Origin of the sequence: Dyadobacter sp. (assembly GCF_051859145.1) — a bacterium.
In the GTDB taxonomy this organism is placed as follows: Bacteria; Bacteroidota; Bacteroidia; order Cytophagales; family Spirosomataceae; genus Dyadobacter.
The window spans coordinates 1-16,887 of sequence record NZ_JBHYGF010000612.1; the positions used below are offsets into that span (position 1 = coordinate 1).

The 16,887-nt window shown below is 47.6% G+C and carries 10 protein-coding genes and 2 tRNA genes; 8 read left to right on the plus strand and 4 right to left on the minus strand.

Translation table 11 applies throughout. The features are described from left to right. Window positions 1-120: 120 nt before the first annotated feature. Window positions 121-2,637, minus strand: coding sequence for a nitrite reductase large subunit NirB (gene nirB / locus ACTIE6_RS27600; protein ID WP_439559704.1), 2,517 nt, complete (start codon window positions 2,635-2,637; stop codon window positions 121-123). 276 nt (window positions 2,638-2,913) lie between these two features. Between nirB and cobA the strand changes: the two genes are divergently transcribed. From cobA to ACTIE6_RS27625, 5 genes are all read left to right on the plus strand, one after another. Beyond that, window positions 2,914-3,672, plus strand: a complete 759-nt coding sequence (gene cobA, locus ACTIE6_RS27605) for a uroporphyrinogen-III C-methyltransferase (RefSeq protein ID WP_439559705.1) — start codon at window positions 2,914-2,916, stop codon at window positions 3,670-3,672. A gap of 25 nt (window positions 3,673-3,697) precedes the next feature. Further along, window positions 3,698-5,056 carry an alginate export family protein gene (locus ACTIE6_RS27610; RefSeq protein WP_439559706.1) on the plus strand — a complete coding sequence of 453 codons (1,359 nt, stop codon included), beginning with the start codon at window positions 3,698-3,700 and terminating at the stop codon, window positions 5,054-5,056. Window positions 5,057-5,095: 39 nt separating this feature from the next. Further along, window positions 5,096-6,415, plus strand: a complete 1,320-nt coding sequence (locus ACTIE6_RS27615; protein WP_439559707.1) for a NarK family nitrate/nitrite MFS transporter — start codon at window positions 5,096-5,098, stop codon at window positions 6,413-6,415. 272 nt (window positions 6,416-6,687) lie between these two features. Continuing rightward, window positions 6,688-10,221, plus strand: coding sequence for a molybdopterin-dependent oxidoreductase (locus ACTIE6_RS27620; protein WP_439559708.1), 3,534 nt, complete (start codon window positions 6,688-6,690; stop codon window positions 10,219-10,221). A gap of 28 nt (window positions 10,222-10,249) precedes the next feature. Then, on the plus strand, window positions 10,250-11,701 hold the full coding sequence (locus ACTIE6_RS27625; protein WP_439559709.1) for a rubredoxin: 1,452 nt from the start codon (window positions 10,250-10,252) through the stop codon (window positions 11,699-11,701). 111 nt (window positions 11,702-11,812) lie between these two features. On the opposite strand, the gene ACTIE6_RS27630 is transcribed toward ACTIE6_RS27625, so the two are convergent. Beyond that, a complete protein-coding gene (locus tag ACTIE6_RS27630) occupies window positions 11,813-12,109 on the minus strand; it encodes a response regulator transcription factor (RefSeq protein WP_439559710.1) in 297 nt (98 codons plus the stop codon). Between the two features lie 314 nt (window positions 12,110-12,423). On the opposite strand from ACTIE6_RS27630, the gene ACTIE6_RS27635 reads away from it, so the two are divergent. After that, window positions 12,424-13,941 (plus strand): T9SS type A sorting domain-containing protein, encoded by a 1,518-nt coding sequence (locus ACTIE6_RS27635; RefSeq protein WP_439559711.1) that lies wholly within the window; start codon window positions 12,424-12,426, stop codon window positions 13,939-13,941. 96 nt (window positions 13,942-14,037) lie between these two features. On the opposite strand, the gene ACTIE6_RS27640 is transcribed toward ACTIE6_RS27635, so the two are convergent. Both ACTIE6_RS27640 and ACTIE6_RS27645 read right to left on the minus strand, forming a co-directional pair. Next, window positions 14,038-14,126 (minus strand) — tRNA-Leu (locus tag ACTIE6_RS27640). Window positions 14,127-14,192: 66 nt separating this feature from the next. Next, a tRNA-Gly gene (locus ACTIE6_RS27645) sits at window positions 14,193-14,265 on the minus strand. Window positions 14,266-14,613: 348 nt separating this feature from the next. Here ACTIE6_RS27645 and ACTIE6_RS27650 point away from each other — a divergent pair. Next, window positions 14,614-15,687 carry a TerC/Alx family metal homeostasis membrane protein gene (locus ACTIE6_RS27650; protein WP_439559712.1) on the plus strand — a complete coding sequence of 358 codons (1,074 nt, stop codon included), beginning with the start codon at window positions 14,614-14,616 and terminating at the stop codon, window positions 15,685-15,687. A 23-nt stretch (window positions 15,688-15,710) separates the two neighbouring features. Beyond that, the coding region (locus ACTIE6_RS27655; RefSeq protein ID WP_439559713.1) for a DUF4011 domain-containing protein at window positions 15,711-16,887 on the plus strand (1,177 nt) is incomplete at its 3' end.

The window sequence follows — 16,887 nt, forward strand, 5'->3', positions numbered from 1 at the left end:
AGGCTATTGTTTCAACTAATGGAACCATTTGGAGCAACTGCTGATTACTGACAGCCGACAGCCGACAGCCGACAGCCGACAGCCGACAGCCGACAGCCGACAGCCGACAGCCGACAGCCGCTAAACCCACTCCTTCGCCCGCTTCTGCTCCCTCATTTCTTCAAACTGTACCGATGGGTCTTTTGTCGGGGTGTTGACGAAGTGGGAGAAGCGTTTGCGGAGTTCGGGGTTTTCTACTACTTCTTTCCATTCGCATTGGTACACGTCGATCAACTGTTGCAACTCGGCTTCCAGGTCTGCGGCGATGCCGAGTACGTCGTCTACGACCACCGCTTTGAGGTACGACATGCCGCCTTCCATTTTGTTGAGCCAGGTTGCAGTGCGGGTAAGCGGGTCGGCGGTTTTGATATAAAACATTAAAAAGCGGTCGATCAGGCGCAGGCAGGTTTCCTTGTCAACATCCGTCGCGAGCAGCTGCGCGTGCTGCGGTTTTGATCCTCCATTGCCGCATACGTACAAATTCCAGCCTTTTTCCGTCGCTATAATCCCGAAATCTTTGCTTTGCGCCTCGGCACATTCGCGAATGCAGCCCGAAACAGCGGATTTAAGTTTATGCGGCGAACGTAACCCTTTATACCTGTTTTCCACTTCAATCGCAAAGCTCACAGAATCCTGCACACCAAACCGGCACCAGGTTGAACCTACGCAGCTTTTGACAGTCCGCAACGATTTCCCGTAAGCGTGACCGCTTTCAAAACCTGCCCCGATCAGTTCTTCCCAGATCAATGGAAGATCGCCTAAATGCGCACCGAACATATCAATGCGCTGGCCGCCCGTAATTTTGGTGTACATACCGTATCGCTGCGCCACTTGTCCGATTACGATGAGTTTTTCAGGGGTTATCTCGCCGCCGGGAATCCGCGGTACCACGGAGTAAGTGCCGCCTTTCTGGATATTGGCCAGGTACCTGTCGTTTGAATCCTGAATAGGCGCGCGGTCTTTTTGAAGGATATTTTCATTCCACAAACTCGCCAGCAGGGAAGCTACCAGCGGCTTGCAGGTTTCGCAGCCGTCGCCTTTTCCGAAAGTATCCAAAACCGTGTTATAGGTTTTCAATCCATTCATTTTTACCAGATCTAATAACTCCTGTCTTGAATACTCAAAATGCTCACAAACCACATTGCGGATGTAAACGCCGTTTTGCTTCAATGTGCCTGCAATAATATCTTTGACCATCGGGATACAGCCGCCGCAGCCGGTACCTGCTTTGCACGATTTTTTGATTGCGTCAATATGCTGATGGCCTTTTTCATTTACTTCCTGGCAAATCATTCCCTTTGTTACTGCCTCGCAGGAACAGATCAATGCGTCGTCGGGAAAGCTCATTACGCCTGCGCCTGTTTCCTCGCCGCCTCTCGACCCAAGTATCAGATCTTCCGCGTCGGGAGGAAGTATCGTTTTGTTTTTACAGGTTTGAAGCAACATATTGTACTGCTCCGCATCACCGACGAGGATGCCTCCGAGCAGCGACTTTCCGTCAAGACTTACATTGATCCGTTTGTAAATGCCTTTTGCCTTGTTTTCGTAACGTACTGTTGTGCAAGCTGGCTCCTCAATAAACGGATCACCGAAGCTGGCGACATCCGTGCCGATCAGTTTTAGCTTCGTCGACATATCAAATGGAAGAAATTCTTTTTCTCCGCCTGTAATCTGCGTAGCAACCACATCCGCCATTTCGTAACCGGGCGCGATGAGCCCGTAAATCATGTGGTGCGCCAGCGCGCATTCGCCTATTGCGAAAATGAATGGATCGGAAGTTTGCAGGTGATTGTTCACGATAATGCCGCCGCGGGGATGCGTTTCAAGCCCGGCAATTTTCGCCAGTTCATCGCGCGGGCGGATACCTGCCGAGATCACGAGCATATCTACTTCCAGGTAAGATTGATCCGCGAATTGCATTCCTTCAATGCAGTCCCCACCCTTGATTTCCTGCGTGTTTTTGGAAAGATGTATTTGAAGTCCCAGTGATTCAAGCTGATTTTGCAGCATTCGCGAGCCGGCTTCGTCAATCTGCCGGGGCATGAGCCGCGAGGCAAATTCTATTACGTGCGCCTCCTGTAAACCGAGATCAAGCAAGGCTTTGGCAGCTTCCAGCCCCAGCAACCCGCCACCAATCACCGCGCCTGTTTTCGCTTTACGCGCATAAGTTTGGATCAGTTCAAGATCTTCAATGGTGCGGTATACAAACACACCGTCTTTTTCCACGCCAGGGATAGTAGGTACAAAAGCGCCGGAACCGGTTGCCATAATCAGGTAGTCATAATGAACTACGTGACCGTGGTGCGATCGTACAGCCTTTTTCTCCCTGTCGATATCCACCACCGGATCTGACAGGAAGAGCTGGATACCGTGCTCTGCATACCATTGTTCCGGAGCCAATGTAAGATCATCAGCAGATTTACCTGCAAAAAACTCACTTAAATGGACACGATCGTAAGCAGCGCGTGGCTCTTCGCCGAAGACTGTCAGGGAGATTTGCCGGGTTGTACCTCGCTTTGCCAACAATTTTTCACAAAACTTGAAACCGACCATTCCATTGCCAATTACTACAATTCTGGTGTTTAATTCTTGTTTCATAGTAAATAATAACTATTAATTTGTAAACCAAAAGGTATTTACTTGTATTTTTTTAATTTAAGTATAATGTTAGTGTGTTTGTGTGCTCTCAAAATTAAACGGCTAATAGTCATTTTCCTAATTTTATATTTGCAATTATAGTTAAATACAAATATAAATTTTGGTAAAAAGCTTGTTTTGTAAAATCATGACGCTAATTTTGATGCAGTAATAGTTATAATTACTAACTACTATATATAGTATATTTTTAATATTCACTCCTGTATTACCAGCAAGATGGAAGCAAAACTCACATTGGTAGGAGCCGGCCCCGGCGACGGAGAACTGATTACCCTGAAAGGGATCAGAGCACTGGAAAAGGCAGATGTAGTACTTTACGACGAGCTCGCCAGCAATGCACTGCTCGACTTTGCGCCTGTCCACGCAATGAAAATTTACGTAGGCAAAAAAGCAGGTGAAACTTCATTCTCTCAGGATGAAATCAACGGTTTGATCGTTCGCCTCGCCCGTAAGAAAGGTCATGTAGTCCGCTTGAAAGGTGGCGATCCGTTTGTATTCGGTCGCGGCCATGAAGAAATGCAGTATGCCCGCGACTACGGAATTGAAGTTGAGGTAGTCCCTGGCGTTTCCAGCTGCATTGCAGTACCTGCTTCCATGGAAATCCCGGTAACCCGCCGCGGTGTGAGTGAGAGCTTTTGGGTAATTACGGGAACTACCCAGGATGGTACGCTGTCCGACGACCTGCGCCTGGCAGTACAATCGAAAGCGACGGTGGTGGTATTAATGGGACTGAGCAAACTCAATGAGATTTGCGAGTTGTACAAACATTTCGGCCGCGGGCATTTACCTATGGCGGTAATCCAGAACGGTACCCGCGCGGATGAAAAAAGTGTGATCGGGCAGGTGTGGGAAATGCCCGAGCTGGTGCGCGAACATGGGATCAGGACCCCCGCTATTATGATCATGGGTGAAGTAGTGGCGCTGCATCCTTCTTACGCATACGAGTACCTGCAACACGCAGGGATTTCCTGTTAGAAACTACCTCCAATCTTTCACCGGGATGAGAAGAACTCTATTCATATTCATTGCAGGCCTGACTGCCTGCGGGTTACTGCTGTGCGCAGAAGCCAATGCACAGTTTACATTATCCGGCCAGCTCCGCACGCGCACCGAGCTGCTGCACGGACAGGGAAGCCCATTGTCTAAAAATGACAAGGCTGCCTTCTTCACGTCCCAGCGCACGCGTATTAATGCAGGTTATACCGGGTACCGGATGCAGTTTTTCACCGCCATTCAGGACGTGCGCGTTTGGGGGCAGGATGCTGCTACCAATAACCGCATTACCAATCAGGCAGCTAACGGATTAATGCTCCACGAAGCCTGGGCGCAGATCAGTCTGCTGGATACCGGTCAGGCGAATGCGGGAAAGGTGCTGGCGATCAAGATCGGGCGGCAGGAATTGCTGTACGACGACAGCCGGGTGCTCGGTAACCTTGACTGGCTGCAACAAGCCAGGCGTCACGATGCGGTTTTGATTAAGTACGAAAACAAGGGGTGGACTGTACATATCGGTGCTGCGTATAATCAAAACCGTGAGAGTAAGACAGGCACTTTGTACGATGGTGTTCCGGTGGGTTACCCGGCTGGTACCAATGTGATCGGGACGATGTACAAAGCAATGCAGTTTGCCTATTTAAGTAAAAAAACAAAAAGCGGGAAAGCCTCTTTTCTGGTTTTTAAAGATGATTTTCAAAGATATCAAAAGGATTCAGCGGGGAAAAAAGAGCTAAGAAACGGTACCTGGAACAGAGTTACGCTCGGTCCTTATTTTGAAACAAAACTGGGTAAATACTGGAATTTTGTAGCCAATGCCTATTACCAGACGGGGAAAGACAAAGACGGACTTTCGCTCGATGCGTGGCTTTATTCGGTGAGTGGCTTGTACAATGCAAACAGCCGCTTTGCAATCGGTCCGGGCTTTGATTATACCTCGGGCAGCAAGTCAGGATCGGCCAAAAACCACACATTTGATCCGCTTTACGGCACGCCTCACAAATTTTGGGGGCAAATGGATTACTTCTATGCGGCAAATGGATTCGGTAGGGGCGGACTGAAAGATTTTTACATTAATACTTTAATCAAACCTGCGCCAAAGTGGCTGATCCAGGCTGATCTGCACCAGTTTTCAAGTGCCGCGCCCATTCGGAATGCGGAAAATCAGAAGCTGTCGGCCAACTTCGGAAGCGAGCTCGACCTGATTGCCAATTACAGCCTTACCAATGCGATCAGCTTTCAGGCGGGTTACTGCACTTTCCTGCCAGGCAGCAGTCTGGCAGTTGTTAAAAACGTCCAAAATCCGCAAAAAATGGCCAATTGGGCTTATCTGATGATCAATATCAAGCCGGAGTTTATCAAGTAAACCTTCCTGCAAAATCTTCAACTTACAACTCTTACTACCATGCAAACAACACAGAAACCGCTCGAAAAGCTGAATGTATTTAGTTTCAAGGGTGTACAAATGCGTACTTTCCACCTGACCTGGATGGCGTTTTTTCTCTGCTTTTTCGGCTGGTTCGGATTGGCACCTTTGATGCCGGTTATCAAAAAAGATCTTGGACTCAGCAAGGAGCAAATCGGTAATATTATCATCGCCTCGGTAGCCGCTACGGTAGTTGCCCGCATCCTGATCGGCAAGCTGTGCGACTCCTGGGGGCCCAGAAAAACCTATGCGGCTTTAATGGGGATTTGCTCCATTCCTGTCATGACGGTCGGGCTGGTGCATTCTTACGAAGCCTTCCTGCTTTTCAGACTGGCGATCGGTGTGATCGGCGCGTCGTTTGTGATTACGCAATACCATACTTCGGTGATGTTTGACAAGAAGATCGTGGGAACTGCCAATGCGGTGGCCGGCGGCTGGGGGAATTTAGGGGGCGGTATCACGAATATGGCAATGCCGCTCGTTTTCGGACTGTTTATAAGTTTAGGTTACCTGCCGGAATCGGCCTGGCGGGTGGCGATGATCATTCCCGGTGCGGCGCTTTTCATCTTCGCATTCGTGTATTATTTTTTCACAAAAGACACGCCGGCGGGAAATTTTGAGGAGTTGAATGTAACCGATACCAAGACTATCAAAGCAAAAGGTACCCTCGCGAAAGCTGCAAAAGATCCGCGTACCTGGGCGCTTTTCCTGGCTTACGGAGCCTGTTTCGGTATTGAAATCACATTCGACAATGTAGCCGCGCTTTACTTTTCTGAAAATTTCGACGCTTCTCTCGCTACCGCCGGGATACTCGCTGGTGCATTTGGTTTCATGAACATTTTTGCCCGGGCGATCGGAGGGATTGTGGCTGATAAGGTGGGGAACAAATATGGAATGCTGGGCAAGGGAAGATTGCTTGCTGCGTTATTGTGCCTCGAAGGAATTGGTATTGCGCTTTTTGCCCAGAGTAATAGTCTGACAGTAGCTGTAATTACCATGCTCGGCTTTGCGATGTTTCTAAAAATGGCGAATGGGGCTACTTATGCAATTGTTCCGTTTATCAACCGGAAAGCCATGGGCGCAGTAAGCGGAATTGTTGGCGCGGGTGGTAATGTCGGTGCTGTGCTGGCTGGTTTTCTTTTCAAATCCAGTTCGATTTCCTATTCGGAAGCATTTATGTACATAGGAGGAGCTATCGCATGCGTCGCCGCACTCGTAGCGCTGGTCAATTTTGAGAAAATCGAATCCATCGCATCAGAAACCCTATCGCCATCCCCCTCCCCCTCTTCCGTTGGCTGAAGCCGACGGAAATGGATTGGGGCGGTTGGCCTAGCGCTCGCTTCGCTGCGTTTGTAGGATGCATTTGCAGGATGCATTTGCAGGATGCTTGTCGCTCGCTGCGCTGCGTTTGCAGGATGCTTGTCGCTCGCTACGCTGCGGGAGGTTTTTTCACTCGTTACCCGTTTCACGGCGGCCCATTCACTCACTAACTCGCTAACTCATTCATTCGCCGTTCCACGGCGGCTCACTCGCTAACTCATTCAGTCATTCACTCATTCAATCATTCAAAATTGAACCTAGCATCCTACAAATCGACCTGCTGTTACTGTGGCGTTGGCTGCGGGGTGGTGGTTACCAAAGAGGCAAATGGACAGCTTTCGCTGGAAGGGGACAAATCGCATCCTTCTAACAAAGGTATGCTCTGCTCCAAGGGAATGAACCTGCATTATACCGTCATGGATCAGTCCGACAGGCTGCTTTACCCGCAAATGCGGATGAACCGGTCGATGCCGATGCAGCGGGTGAGTTGGGATCATGCATTGGAGCGTACTGCGGCTGTTTTCAAGACATTTATCAAAAAGTTCGGCCCGGATTCTGTCGCTTTTTATGTTTCGGGTCAATGCCTGACGGAAGAATATTACCTGGTCAACAAGCTGATCAAAGGGTTTATAGGCTCTAATAATATCGATACCAACTCGCGGCTGTGTATGAGCTCGGCGGTAGTTGGTTACAAAATGGCGCTGGGTGAAGATAGTGTGCCTGTTTGCTATGATGACATCGAAGCGGCCGATGTCATGTACGTAACCGGCGCAAATCCCGCCTGGTGCCACCCAATTATATGGCGGCGCGTGGAGGCGCATAAAGCTGCCAACCCCAATGTAAAAATCATCTGCGTCGATCCCAGAAAGACGGACACAGCCCGCTCTTCGGATCTGCATTTGCAAATCATTCCTGGTACCGATATTGTTTTAAACCACGCAATAGGAAGGTTGTTGATTGAAAAAGGCTTTGCAGATCAAGAATTTATAGCAGACCATACCGATGGTTTTGAGGCTTACCGTGAAAAAGTAATGCAGCGTACACTCACGGAATCTGCTAATTTATGTGGGGTAGCTGCTGAGGATATTGCGCTCGCTGCGGGGTGGATCGGGCAGTCGCGCGGTTTTCTTTCTTTCTGGACAATGGGGTTGAACCAGTCGGTGATTGGGGTAAATAAAAATCTCTCGCTGATCAACCTGCATTTAATTACCGGCCGCATCGGGAAGGCGGGCAACGGACCTTTTTCGCTGACCGGCCAGCCTAATGCAATGGGCGGGCGGGAGACAGGCGGGTTGGCGAACATCTTGCCGGGCCACCGGGAAATAACCAATGCAGCCCACCGGCAAGAGCTGGAAGAATTCTGGCAAACTCCGGTACATATCGCAGCAAAACCCGGGTTAACTGCGACTGAAATGTTTGAAGCACTGGAAAATGACCAGCTGAAAGCGATCTGGATTATCAATACCAATCCGCTGGTGAGTATGCCGGATATGAATGCGGTTGAAAGTGCATTGAAGAAGGCGCGCTTTGTGGTTGTTCAGGATGTTTCAAATCGGGCGGATACGGTTCAGTTTGCGGATGTGGTTTTACCTGCTTCGGCCTGGCTTGAAAAGGAGGGGACGATGACGAATGCGGAAAGGCGGATCACCCATTTTCCCAAGGTTGTCAACTCGCCCGGCGAAGCTTTGCCCGATGCGGAAATCATCTGGCGGTTTGCTGAAAAGATGGGTTTTGGCAGTTCTTTCAACTATAACAGTGTTGCAGAAGTTTATGATGAATATGTAAAAACCACAGCCGGAACGCGCATTGATGTGACCGGGGTAAGTCACGCATTTTTACAAAAAAACAGAAGTGTACAGTGGCCGTTTCCAATGCAAATGCAGGAAAGTACTGGAAACGCAGGGCAGCAGCGACTTTTTACGGATCATCAGTTTTATACATCAAACAAAAGAGCGCAGATCCACGCGGTCGATGACGAAAATACCTCAGAGCCCATTGATGCCGACTTTCCATTGATATTGACCACAGGCAGGATTCGCGACCAGTGGCACACGATGACCAAAACCGGCCGGGTAGCCAGGCTCAACAAGCATATTCCGCAGCCGTTTTTACAAATAAATCCGGAAGATGCGGCACTGAGGCGTATCGAAGAAGGTCAGCTTGTGACTGTGAAAAGCAGGCGGGGAGAAGTGCGCGTAAAGGCGCAGCTGACTAGTGATGTACGGCCGGGACTTTGTTTCCTGCCCATGCATTGGGGTAAAATATTAGGGAATAATGCGGTAAGAGCCAATAACCTGACAAATGCATTAATTGATCCAAAATCAAAAGAGCCGGACTTTAAATTCTCGGCGGTGGAGGTTTTGTTGTATAAAAAGCCGGTTGAGAAGATCATTATCGTAGGTGCGGGTTCGGCCGGGCTGGGTTTTATCAATGCGTACCGCCAGCTTAATAATGAGGACGAAATTCATGTTTTTTCAAAAGAAACCAACCCGTTTTACAACCGGGTTATGCTGCCTGATTATATCAGCGGCGCGCAGCAGTGGGAGCAGCTGGTTAGATTGCGTGAAGATCAGTTTGAAGCACAGCGCATTGTTGTACATAAAGGAACAGGGGTGGTTCACATTGATCGAAAAAACAAGACGATTATCGATGATAAAGGCCAGGAGCATACTTATGATAAATTGATCCTGGGAACCGGCAGCCGCGCTTTTATGCCGAAAAGTGTACCGAGACTGCAGGGCATTTTCAATATGCGCTCGCGGCCGGATGCAGACGCATTGCTGCCGTTTTTAAACCAGCCAAATCCGCACGCAGTGATTGTGGGCGGAGGTATCCTGGGATTGGAACTGGCTGCTTCCTTCCGGGAAATGCATGTGAAAGTGACCGTAATCCAGCGCAGCGGACGGTTTATGGAGCGGCAACTTGATCCGCTGGCAGGTGAGTTGCTATACCAGGAGCTGCTGGACAGGGGAGTGGAGGTGTTTTTTAATGATGAGGTTGCGACATTTTCTGGAACAGGAAAGGTAGAAGGGATCCGGCTGAAATCGGGCCGGAAGCTGGACTGTCAGGTAGTGGTCATGACAATGGGGACTGTGCCGAATACCGAGCTCGCGCAAGAGGCCGGACTTGAATGCAAGCGAGGTGTGCTGGTGAATGATTACATGCAAACGTCAGACGAAAATATATATGCTGCCGGCGAAATTGCGGAATGGACTGGCCGGATGTGGGGAATCACCTTGGCGGCCGAGGAGCAGGCCGGAGTTATCGCCCACTATCTTGCCGGAGATATTACCCAACCTTACAAAGGCAGCATTTCGATGAATATCCTGAAAATGGAAGGCTTGCATTTGTGCAGCATCGGGTTGACGGAAGTACCGGCAAACGATCCCGCTTACGAGCAAATCGTTTTTACGGATCAAGCCAAAAGGTATTACAAAAAGTGCATTGTACTCCGCGACAGGCTGGTGGGGGCGATTATGATCGGGGATAAAAATGAATTTGCTGAATTCCGTGACCTGATTGCAAGCGGAACTGAGCTTTCCGAAAAACGTTTGCAACTGCTGCGCGCAAGCAGGCAGGCCGACCCGCTGGAAGGAAAAGTAGTGTGTTCATGTAACAATGTGGGTGAAGGAAATCTTGAAAAATCGATTGTAAATGGCTGCGACGATTTTCAGGAGCTATGTAAAAAGACCGGCGCTGGTACCGGCTGCGGATCGTGCCGGCCAGAAGTTCGGGCTATTATGGAAAAAGTAATGGAGCGCGCGCTGGTAGGTGTGCAGGAATGATCATGTTTACATTGAACGCAGTGAAAAGATGAGAGATTATTATCATGTAAAGATCAACCTGCCCGGCGGCATTGCCTCGCCTGGGTTTTTGAAGGAGGTTTTACTGGCTGCGCGGGAAGCCAATGTCCATCAAGTGCGTTTTGGCGCACGGCAGCAATTGCTCATAACTGCCCACTATGAGGATATGCGGTTTCTTGAAAAAAGCTTGAAAAATGCGGCGATGCGCTACGAGGTAAATACCGACCGCAATCCGAATATTGTGAGTTCCTATTGCGGGGAAGATGTTTTCAGGACCGGACAGTGGCTGCTTGCCAATGAATACCATTGGGTACTCGACTGTTTTGATTACCAGCCTTCATTGAAAGTCAATATCTCTGATTCAAACCAGAGTTTTACGCCATTTTTTACGGGTAACCTCAATTTCATTTCTTCTCCCGAACCGCATTTTTGGTACTTATATGTACGTCCGAAGCAAAGCAATGTGGTTTTCAGGTGGCGGGAGCTGGTTTATACAAATGAAATCGGAAAGCTGGCAAATGCTGTGGAGACTTGTTTGCTGGAAGACGGGTTTATAGATGAAGAGACTTTGTTCGCGTCTGTCAATGCCCGAATCCAATATATATCCCAGCCAGCGACAACTGAGGTTGAGTTGCCCTCATTTTCACTTCCTTATTACGAAGGATTTAACCGCTACGAATCGCGGACGTGGCTGGGTTTGTACCGACGCGATGAGCTATTCTCTGTCGATTTTTTACTGGATGTTTGTGCACTTTGCATGAAAACCAAAATTGGTGAGATGTGCGTTACGCCGTGGAAATCATTGATTATAAAGGGGATTGAAGACCAGTACAGGGGCGATTGGAGCAGTATACTGGGAAAGCACAATATCAATGTAAGACACGCTGCGAACGAGCTGGCCTGGCAAACGGAAGACCATCATGAAGAAGGTTCAGTATTGAAAAAGGAGCTGATCCAGTATTTCGATAAACACGATACACGCACTTTCGGACTTTGTTTCGGCATCCAAACGCGATCCAAATCCGAAGTGTTTGGGTCAGTTTTGATCAAAAAACGTCCTCTCTTGCGGATTGGTCAACTTGCTTTGTTCAGTTTGTATGACATTTACTATACTGAAAACTTCAATCCAAACAGCCGGCGACTAGTGGCATTTGAAAGAGGTTTATACCGAATGCAGCTCGCTGTGCAGCTGGAGAAGCTCTGCCGGAGGTTCAGCAACCAGCGCTCAAAACCCGGCATGCAGCTCGCATTTACCGCAGAAGAAGAATTGCAGCAACAACCAGCGCCTGGCAAGGTACTTCACCAATGCCCGCACTGCTTTACAGTATACGACCCGGAGTACGGCGACGAACAGCAAAACGTTCCTCCGGACACACCGTTTGAGTCCCTTTCCGAAAGTTACTGCTGCGGGGTTTGCGGAAGTGGGAAGGCTGAGATGGAGGTTGTTTTGGAAGTTGTGTAAAACTAAAAAGCTGCTTTGAACATGTTCAAAGCAGCTTTTTAGTTTTTGGTGCCGGCAATTTTAACAAGATGCCCTGGTAACAATGCAGGCAGGCGATCTCTATCAGGTTTACTAATGCCGGGCGCTCAGCGAAATCTCATATAGTTGTTCGAGCGTATCCTTATTGCGAAGGCAATAAAAGGCGAGTTTGTTGCGGCCCTTTAACTTCAGTTTGTCGGCTATTTTCCGGCGATAATTGTCGACGCTTTTTGGTTCAATGCAAATTTCCGCTGCAATTTCCGAGGTCGCCAGACCTTTTGAAAGTAGTGCTACCACTTCCCATTCCCTTCTTGTGAGGCTCCATAGCTGCGCCAGGTTTTGACGGGAATGTTCATTAATAGAGAACGAGGGTAAAAATGATACAGACATAAGTAGTTGATAAGTGTAATTGTGGGCACAAGTAAATATTTTGTAATTATTGATACAAGCCTTATTGTCTAAATGCTTTGGAAAATTCAGTTGTTTAACTAAGTAAAAAATCAAAAGTAGCTGATTATCAATACTACCCCCTCAAAAAATGAGGTAGAAATACCTCTTAAATACAGGGCGAACTACTACGCAAAGTTGAAGGAATCGAATATAATTTTGTGTTAGAAAAACAATGATACTGTTTGGCTTTTTTACAAATCCATCGACCCATTGTTCATCAAAAACAAACTTTTAAATCTTTTAACTTTTTCAACATGAAAAAACTTTCCTTTTTCTTTTTAGTATTTGCACTGGCGCTGATAGGCCGGTCACATGCCCAGTCAGTAACTATTACCGGATCTTTTAATAACCTTGATCCGGGTACAAGCTATATGTACGAGGCCAATGTTTCCGGTCTCCCGTCCGGGGCGGGGTCTATCAGTGTCTCCTGGACTTATGTTGGGCGCAATGAAGATGTCGCGCCGGCTTTATCAACAGGAGGTGCGGGAACAAACGGTCGAACAACAATCAAATGGGCTAACACCAAGCATACTTCATCAACACAAAAAAGTATCAAGGCAACTGTAAGCTGGAAAGTGGGAAGTACCACAAGCTCCAAAGCAAGTGACCCGGTTCCGGTGTTTGTCAATTATGTAGGGACGCCAGCTTCAATGACAGTAGCCGGAGTAGTACGTTCCAATGGCCAGTCTGTTGACAGAGCTTGCGGAACTTCGGCAGTGACCGTTTCGGTTCCGGCGGTGGAGACGTACATGGCTGGTCTGCCTGTTACCTACACTTATACCTTTCCAGCTGGATGGACGCCAGGTTCTGTGACAACAACATCCACATCGGCAACATCTACTCCATCAGCAGGCGGAGGAGGCACAATCAGAGTTCAGGCAAAAATCACTGGTCAAACCTTTCAGTCACAAATCGAAGTGACGGTTAACAGACCACTTCCTACGATTTCCGCAATTAGTCAATCAACCATCAGACTATGCTCTCCCACCGAAAGCGTAGCAATTACTGCTACCGGAACGAATGCAGATAAGTTTGTGTGGACACCCACAGCAAATGTCAGAGTGAACGGCAGCAGTTCTGCTCAGACTATAACGGGAACATCTGCAAATATCGGAGGCATAGGTGACGGAACTTATACGGTGAGAGCTTTTTCAACTGTCTGCGGGGTGCAAAGTACATCTTCGGTAACAGGCACAGTAGACAAGCTGTCGCCGCCAAACCGCAATGATCTGAGATACGACTTATCGGCAACACCAGTTGATACCTATACGCATCAGGTATCTCCCTACGATAATCATTATATTACATTTTACAATTCCGATTATACAACAATCACCTGGAATCCGGTTTTTAGCTCAGGTCCGGCACAAGGGTCAGCGGGTGTAATGAGATTTGATTTCATCCTGCAACCCTACCAGACTTTAGATTTTAACCCTCTTGTGTTAACCAATCAATGTGGTACGCTATCGACAACAGCATCATTTCAGGGAATTGGACCATGGTTAATGGCAGCTTATCCGAACCCGGCCAGTGATGTACTGAACCTGGATTTGTCGACCAATAATAAATCGGCCAAACTTCCGAAAGAGGCAAAGCTGTATAGCGAGAAAACCGGTAAAGTTGCAAAGTCCGTTTCTTTGTCAAAAGAAGCTGGAAGTGATAATAAGGTGCAGATTAACGTGAGAGATCTACCGCGGGGTACCTATTACCTGCAAGTTGGCGATGATGGTACTGATAAAGCAGGATCAAAGACCAGAGTTGTATTGGATTGAAGAATAAACGTAGCTAACGCAAGAGCTCTTGTAAGTCAGCTATGTTTTATCATAAAGAAAGCAGTTATGAACCTTGGTTCGTAACTGCTTTTTCGTTGGTACCGGGGACGGGAATCGAACCCGTACGAGCGTTTCGGCTCACAGGATTTTAAGTCCTGCGTGTCTACCAGTTCCACCACCCCGGCCAGTGCCATATTTTTGTGATGGTACCTAAGAGAAAAAAAGCACCGTTTCCGGTGCTTTGCTCTCTGAGCGAAAGACGGGGTTCGAACCCGCGACCTCGACCTTGGCAAGGTCGCGCTCTACCAGCTGAGCTACTTTCGCGTAACCGATTCGGTTATCGTGGTGCAAATGTATGTACACGCACTATTTGACGCAAGTTTTTACAACAAATATTTAACAAAAAATCTGAGCAGACTAATTAACAAATTGTAACTCACGTACTATAACTGCTAAACTTTTTTTATCTGTCTGCATCGCTTCCATAAAGCTGGCGCGGTTTTATCAGGAAAAATTTTCAGACTGGCTTCTGGTTTTTGCCGCCCGTCCCATTTCGACCATCCATTTGATATTTTGAGTACCTTTATCCTTCTGAGTAGGCAATGCAGGCTGTGAAGGCCTTTTTCAGCCGGATGTTGTCTCTAAGTCTAAAATATATAACAGCGTTTTTTCATGTTACTTTCTAACGAAGTATTGTTTTTCGCAGGTTTTATACTGGTTATTACCATTATGCTTCTTCTTGACCTGGGTGTTTTTTTCAACAGAAAAGACCATATAGTCAAGTTCAAGGAGGCCGCTTTATGGACGATCGTGTGGATTGCCCTCGCATTGGGCTTTTACATGATCATAAGAACGCATGGTGACCTCATTCATGGCGTGGAGAATTACGCACAGCTGGAACACATTAAAGATAAATATGCCCCGCACCTGACACTGATTCCCGGCAATTTCGAGGCCAGTGTTGAGGTATACCGTAAAAACATGTCGCTGGAATTTATTACCGGCTACCTGCTTGAATATGCTTTGTCTGTCGATAACATATTTGTTATTATCCTGATCTTCGCCTCCTTTGGCGTACGGCCAAAATACTACAAGAAAGTGCTGTTATGGGGCGTACTGGGTGCGATACTCATGCGTTTCGTGTTCATTTTTGTAGGTTCCGCATTGATGCAGCGCTTCGAATGGATCATCCTCGTTTTTGGTGCATTGCTTGTTTACCAGGGTGGTAAGATCTTTTTTGAAGGGGGAGAAGAGGAAAAGATCGATCCGGCCAAGCACCCTGTTGTAAAATTTGCATCCAAATACCTGCCTGTTTTTCCAAGATATGTAAGAGAGCATTTCTTTGTAAAGAAAAGGGGCAAATGGATGCTTACACCACTTTTCGTAGTGGTACTGATCATTGAATTTACCGATCTGATATTTGCTGTCGATTCTGTTCCGGCGGTTTTCTCTGTTACAAAAGATCCATACGTCGTTTTCTTCTCCAACATTTTCGCGATCATGGGATTGCGTTCCATGTTCTTCTTCCTTAGCAATATCATGGGCTTGTTCCGCTTCCTGAAATATGGTCTCGGCGTTCTGCTCGTATTTATTGGAGGGAAAATGCTGGCACACAGCTACCTGGAATCAATTGGCTTTGAAACGATCTACTCACTTTACGTGATCATCGGAATCCTGGCTATCAGTATCCTGGCTTCTGTTATATTTCCGAAAAAGGAAGAAGAAAAAGTACTTTCAAATAGCTAGCACTCAGGATCGTTGGAGTATGTATGAAGCGGATTCTGAAAGCTTATTTAAAAAGACTGACCAATTTAAGTACCCGGAATAAATCACTGCTCCTCACGCATCTCGCGGCGGAGCAGTTTATTGATCTGCACGATACGGACTTCGTTCTGGAAAAACCTTCCATTGATCTGGTCAGGCAGCTTGTGCAACAAAAAGCGCGCATTGCTATCTGCGATGTGGCTGATCCTCGATACGAAAAGGTAAACCAAATCAGCAAAAGGTTACGGAAGATCAGCAGGACCGAGCAGTTTATTGCCGAGGAACGGGGTTCAGAGGATTTATTCGTAGGCTATCCGTTCGTAAAAGGAAAGCTGTCCGATGGTACTTCCATTCATGCTCCGTTATTGTTCTTTCCGGTTACGCTTAAAATGGACCGTGAACAATGGTGTTTGCAGCTGCGGGAAGAAGGTAATGTGGTCTTGAACCAAAGCTTTGCACTCGCTTATGCGCATTTCAACGAAACTTCCTTACCTGACGAAATTCTTGAAAAATCGTTTGAAGACTTTCCTAAAGATTTCCTGGAATTCAGGACACAGCTGTACGAATGGTTGAAAACAACGCCATTCCGGATCAACTTTAATCAGGAATTATTTGAAGAAAAGCTGGTTGCATTCTCGGCAGAGAAAGCTTCGGAGCTGGATAATTCTTGCCGGAACGGGGAGTTAAAGCTATTTCCCGAGGCAGTTTTAGGTATTTTCCCGCAAGCCGGCTCCTATCTCGTACCTGACTACAATGCACTGATTTCCGCTTTTGACGAACAACCATTTTCCGTTCCATTGATTAATGCGGAAGAGGCATGGTATATGGAAGATCAGGAAAACAGCTTGGCTTTGCCTTCACAGTCAGAAGTTCGAAGTGTGCGGGAGGAAGAAATCCTGACACCATTTCCGGTTGACGAGGCGCAGGAGGATATTATTTTACAGGTAAAAGCGGGTAAATCGGTCGTGGTGCAGGGGCCGCCCGGAAGTGGCAAGTCGCAGCTGATATGTAACCTGATGTCGGACTTCGCTTCCAGAGGAAAGCGGGTGTTGCTAGTTTGTCAAAAACGGGCTGCATTGGACGTCGTGCATCAGCGGCTCAAAACGATTGGGATGGACAGGTTTGTTGCATTGATCCATGATTTCAAAAATGACAGACCAGCATTGTACCGTCAGATTGCCG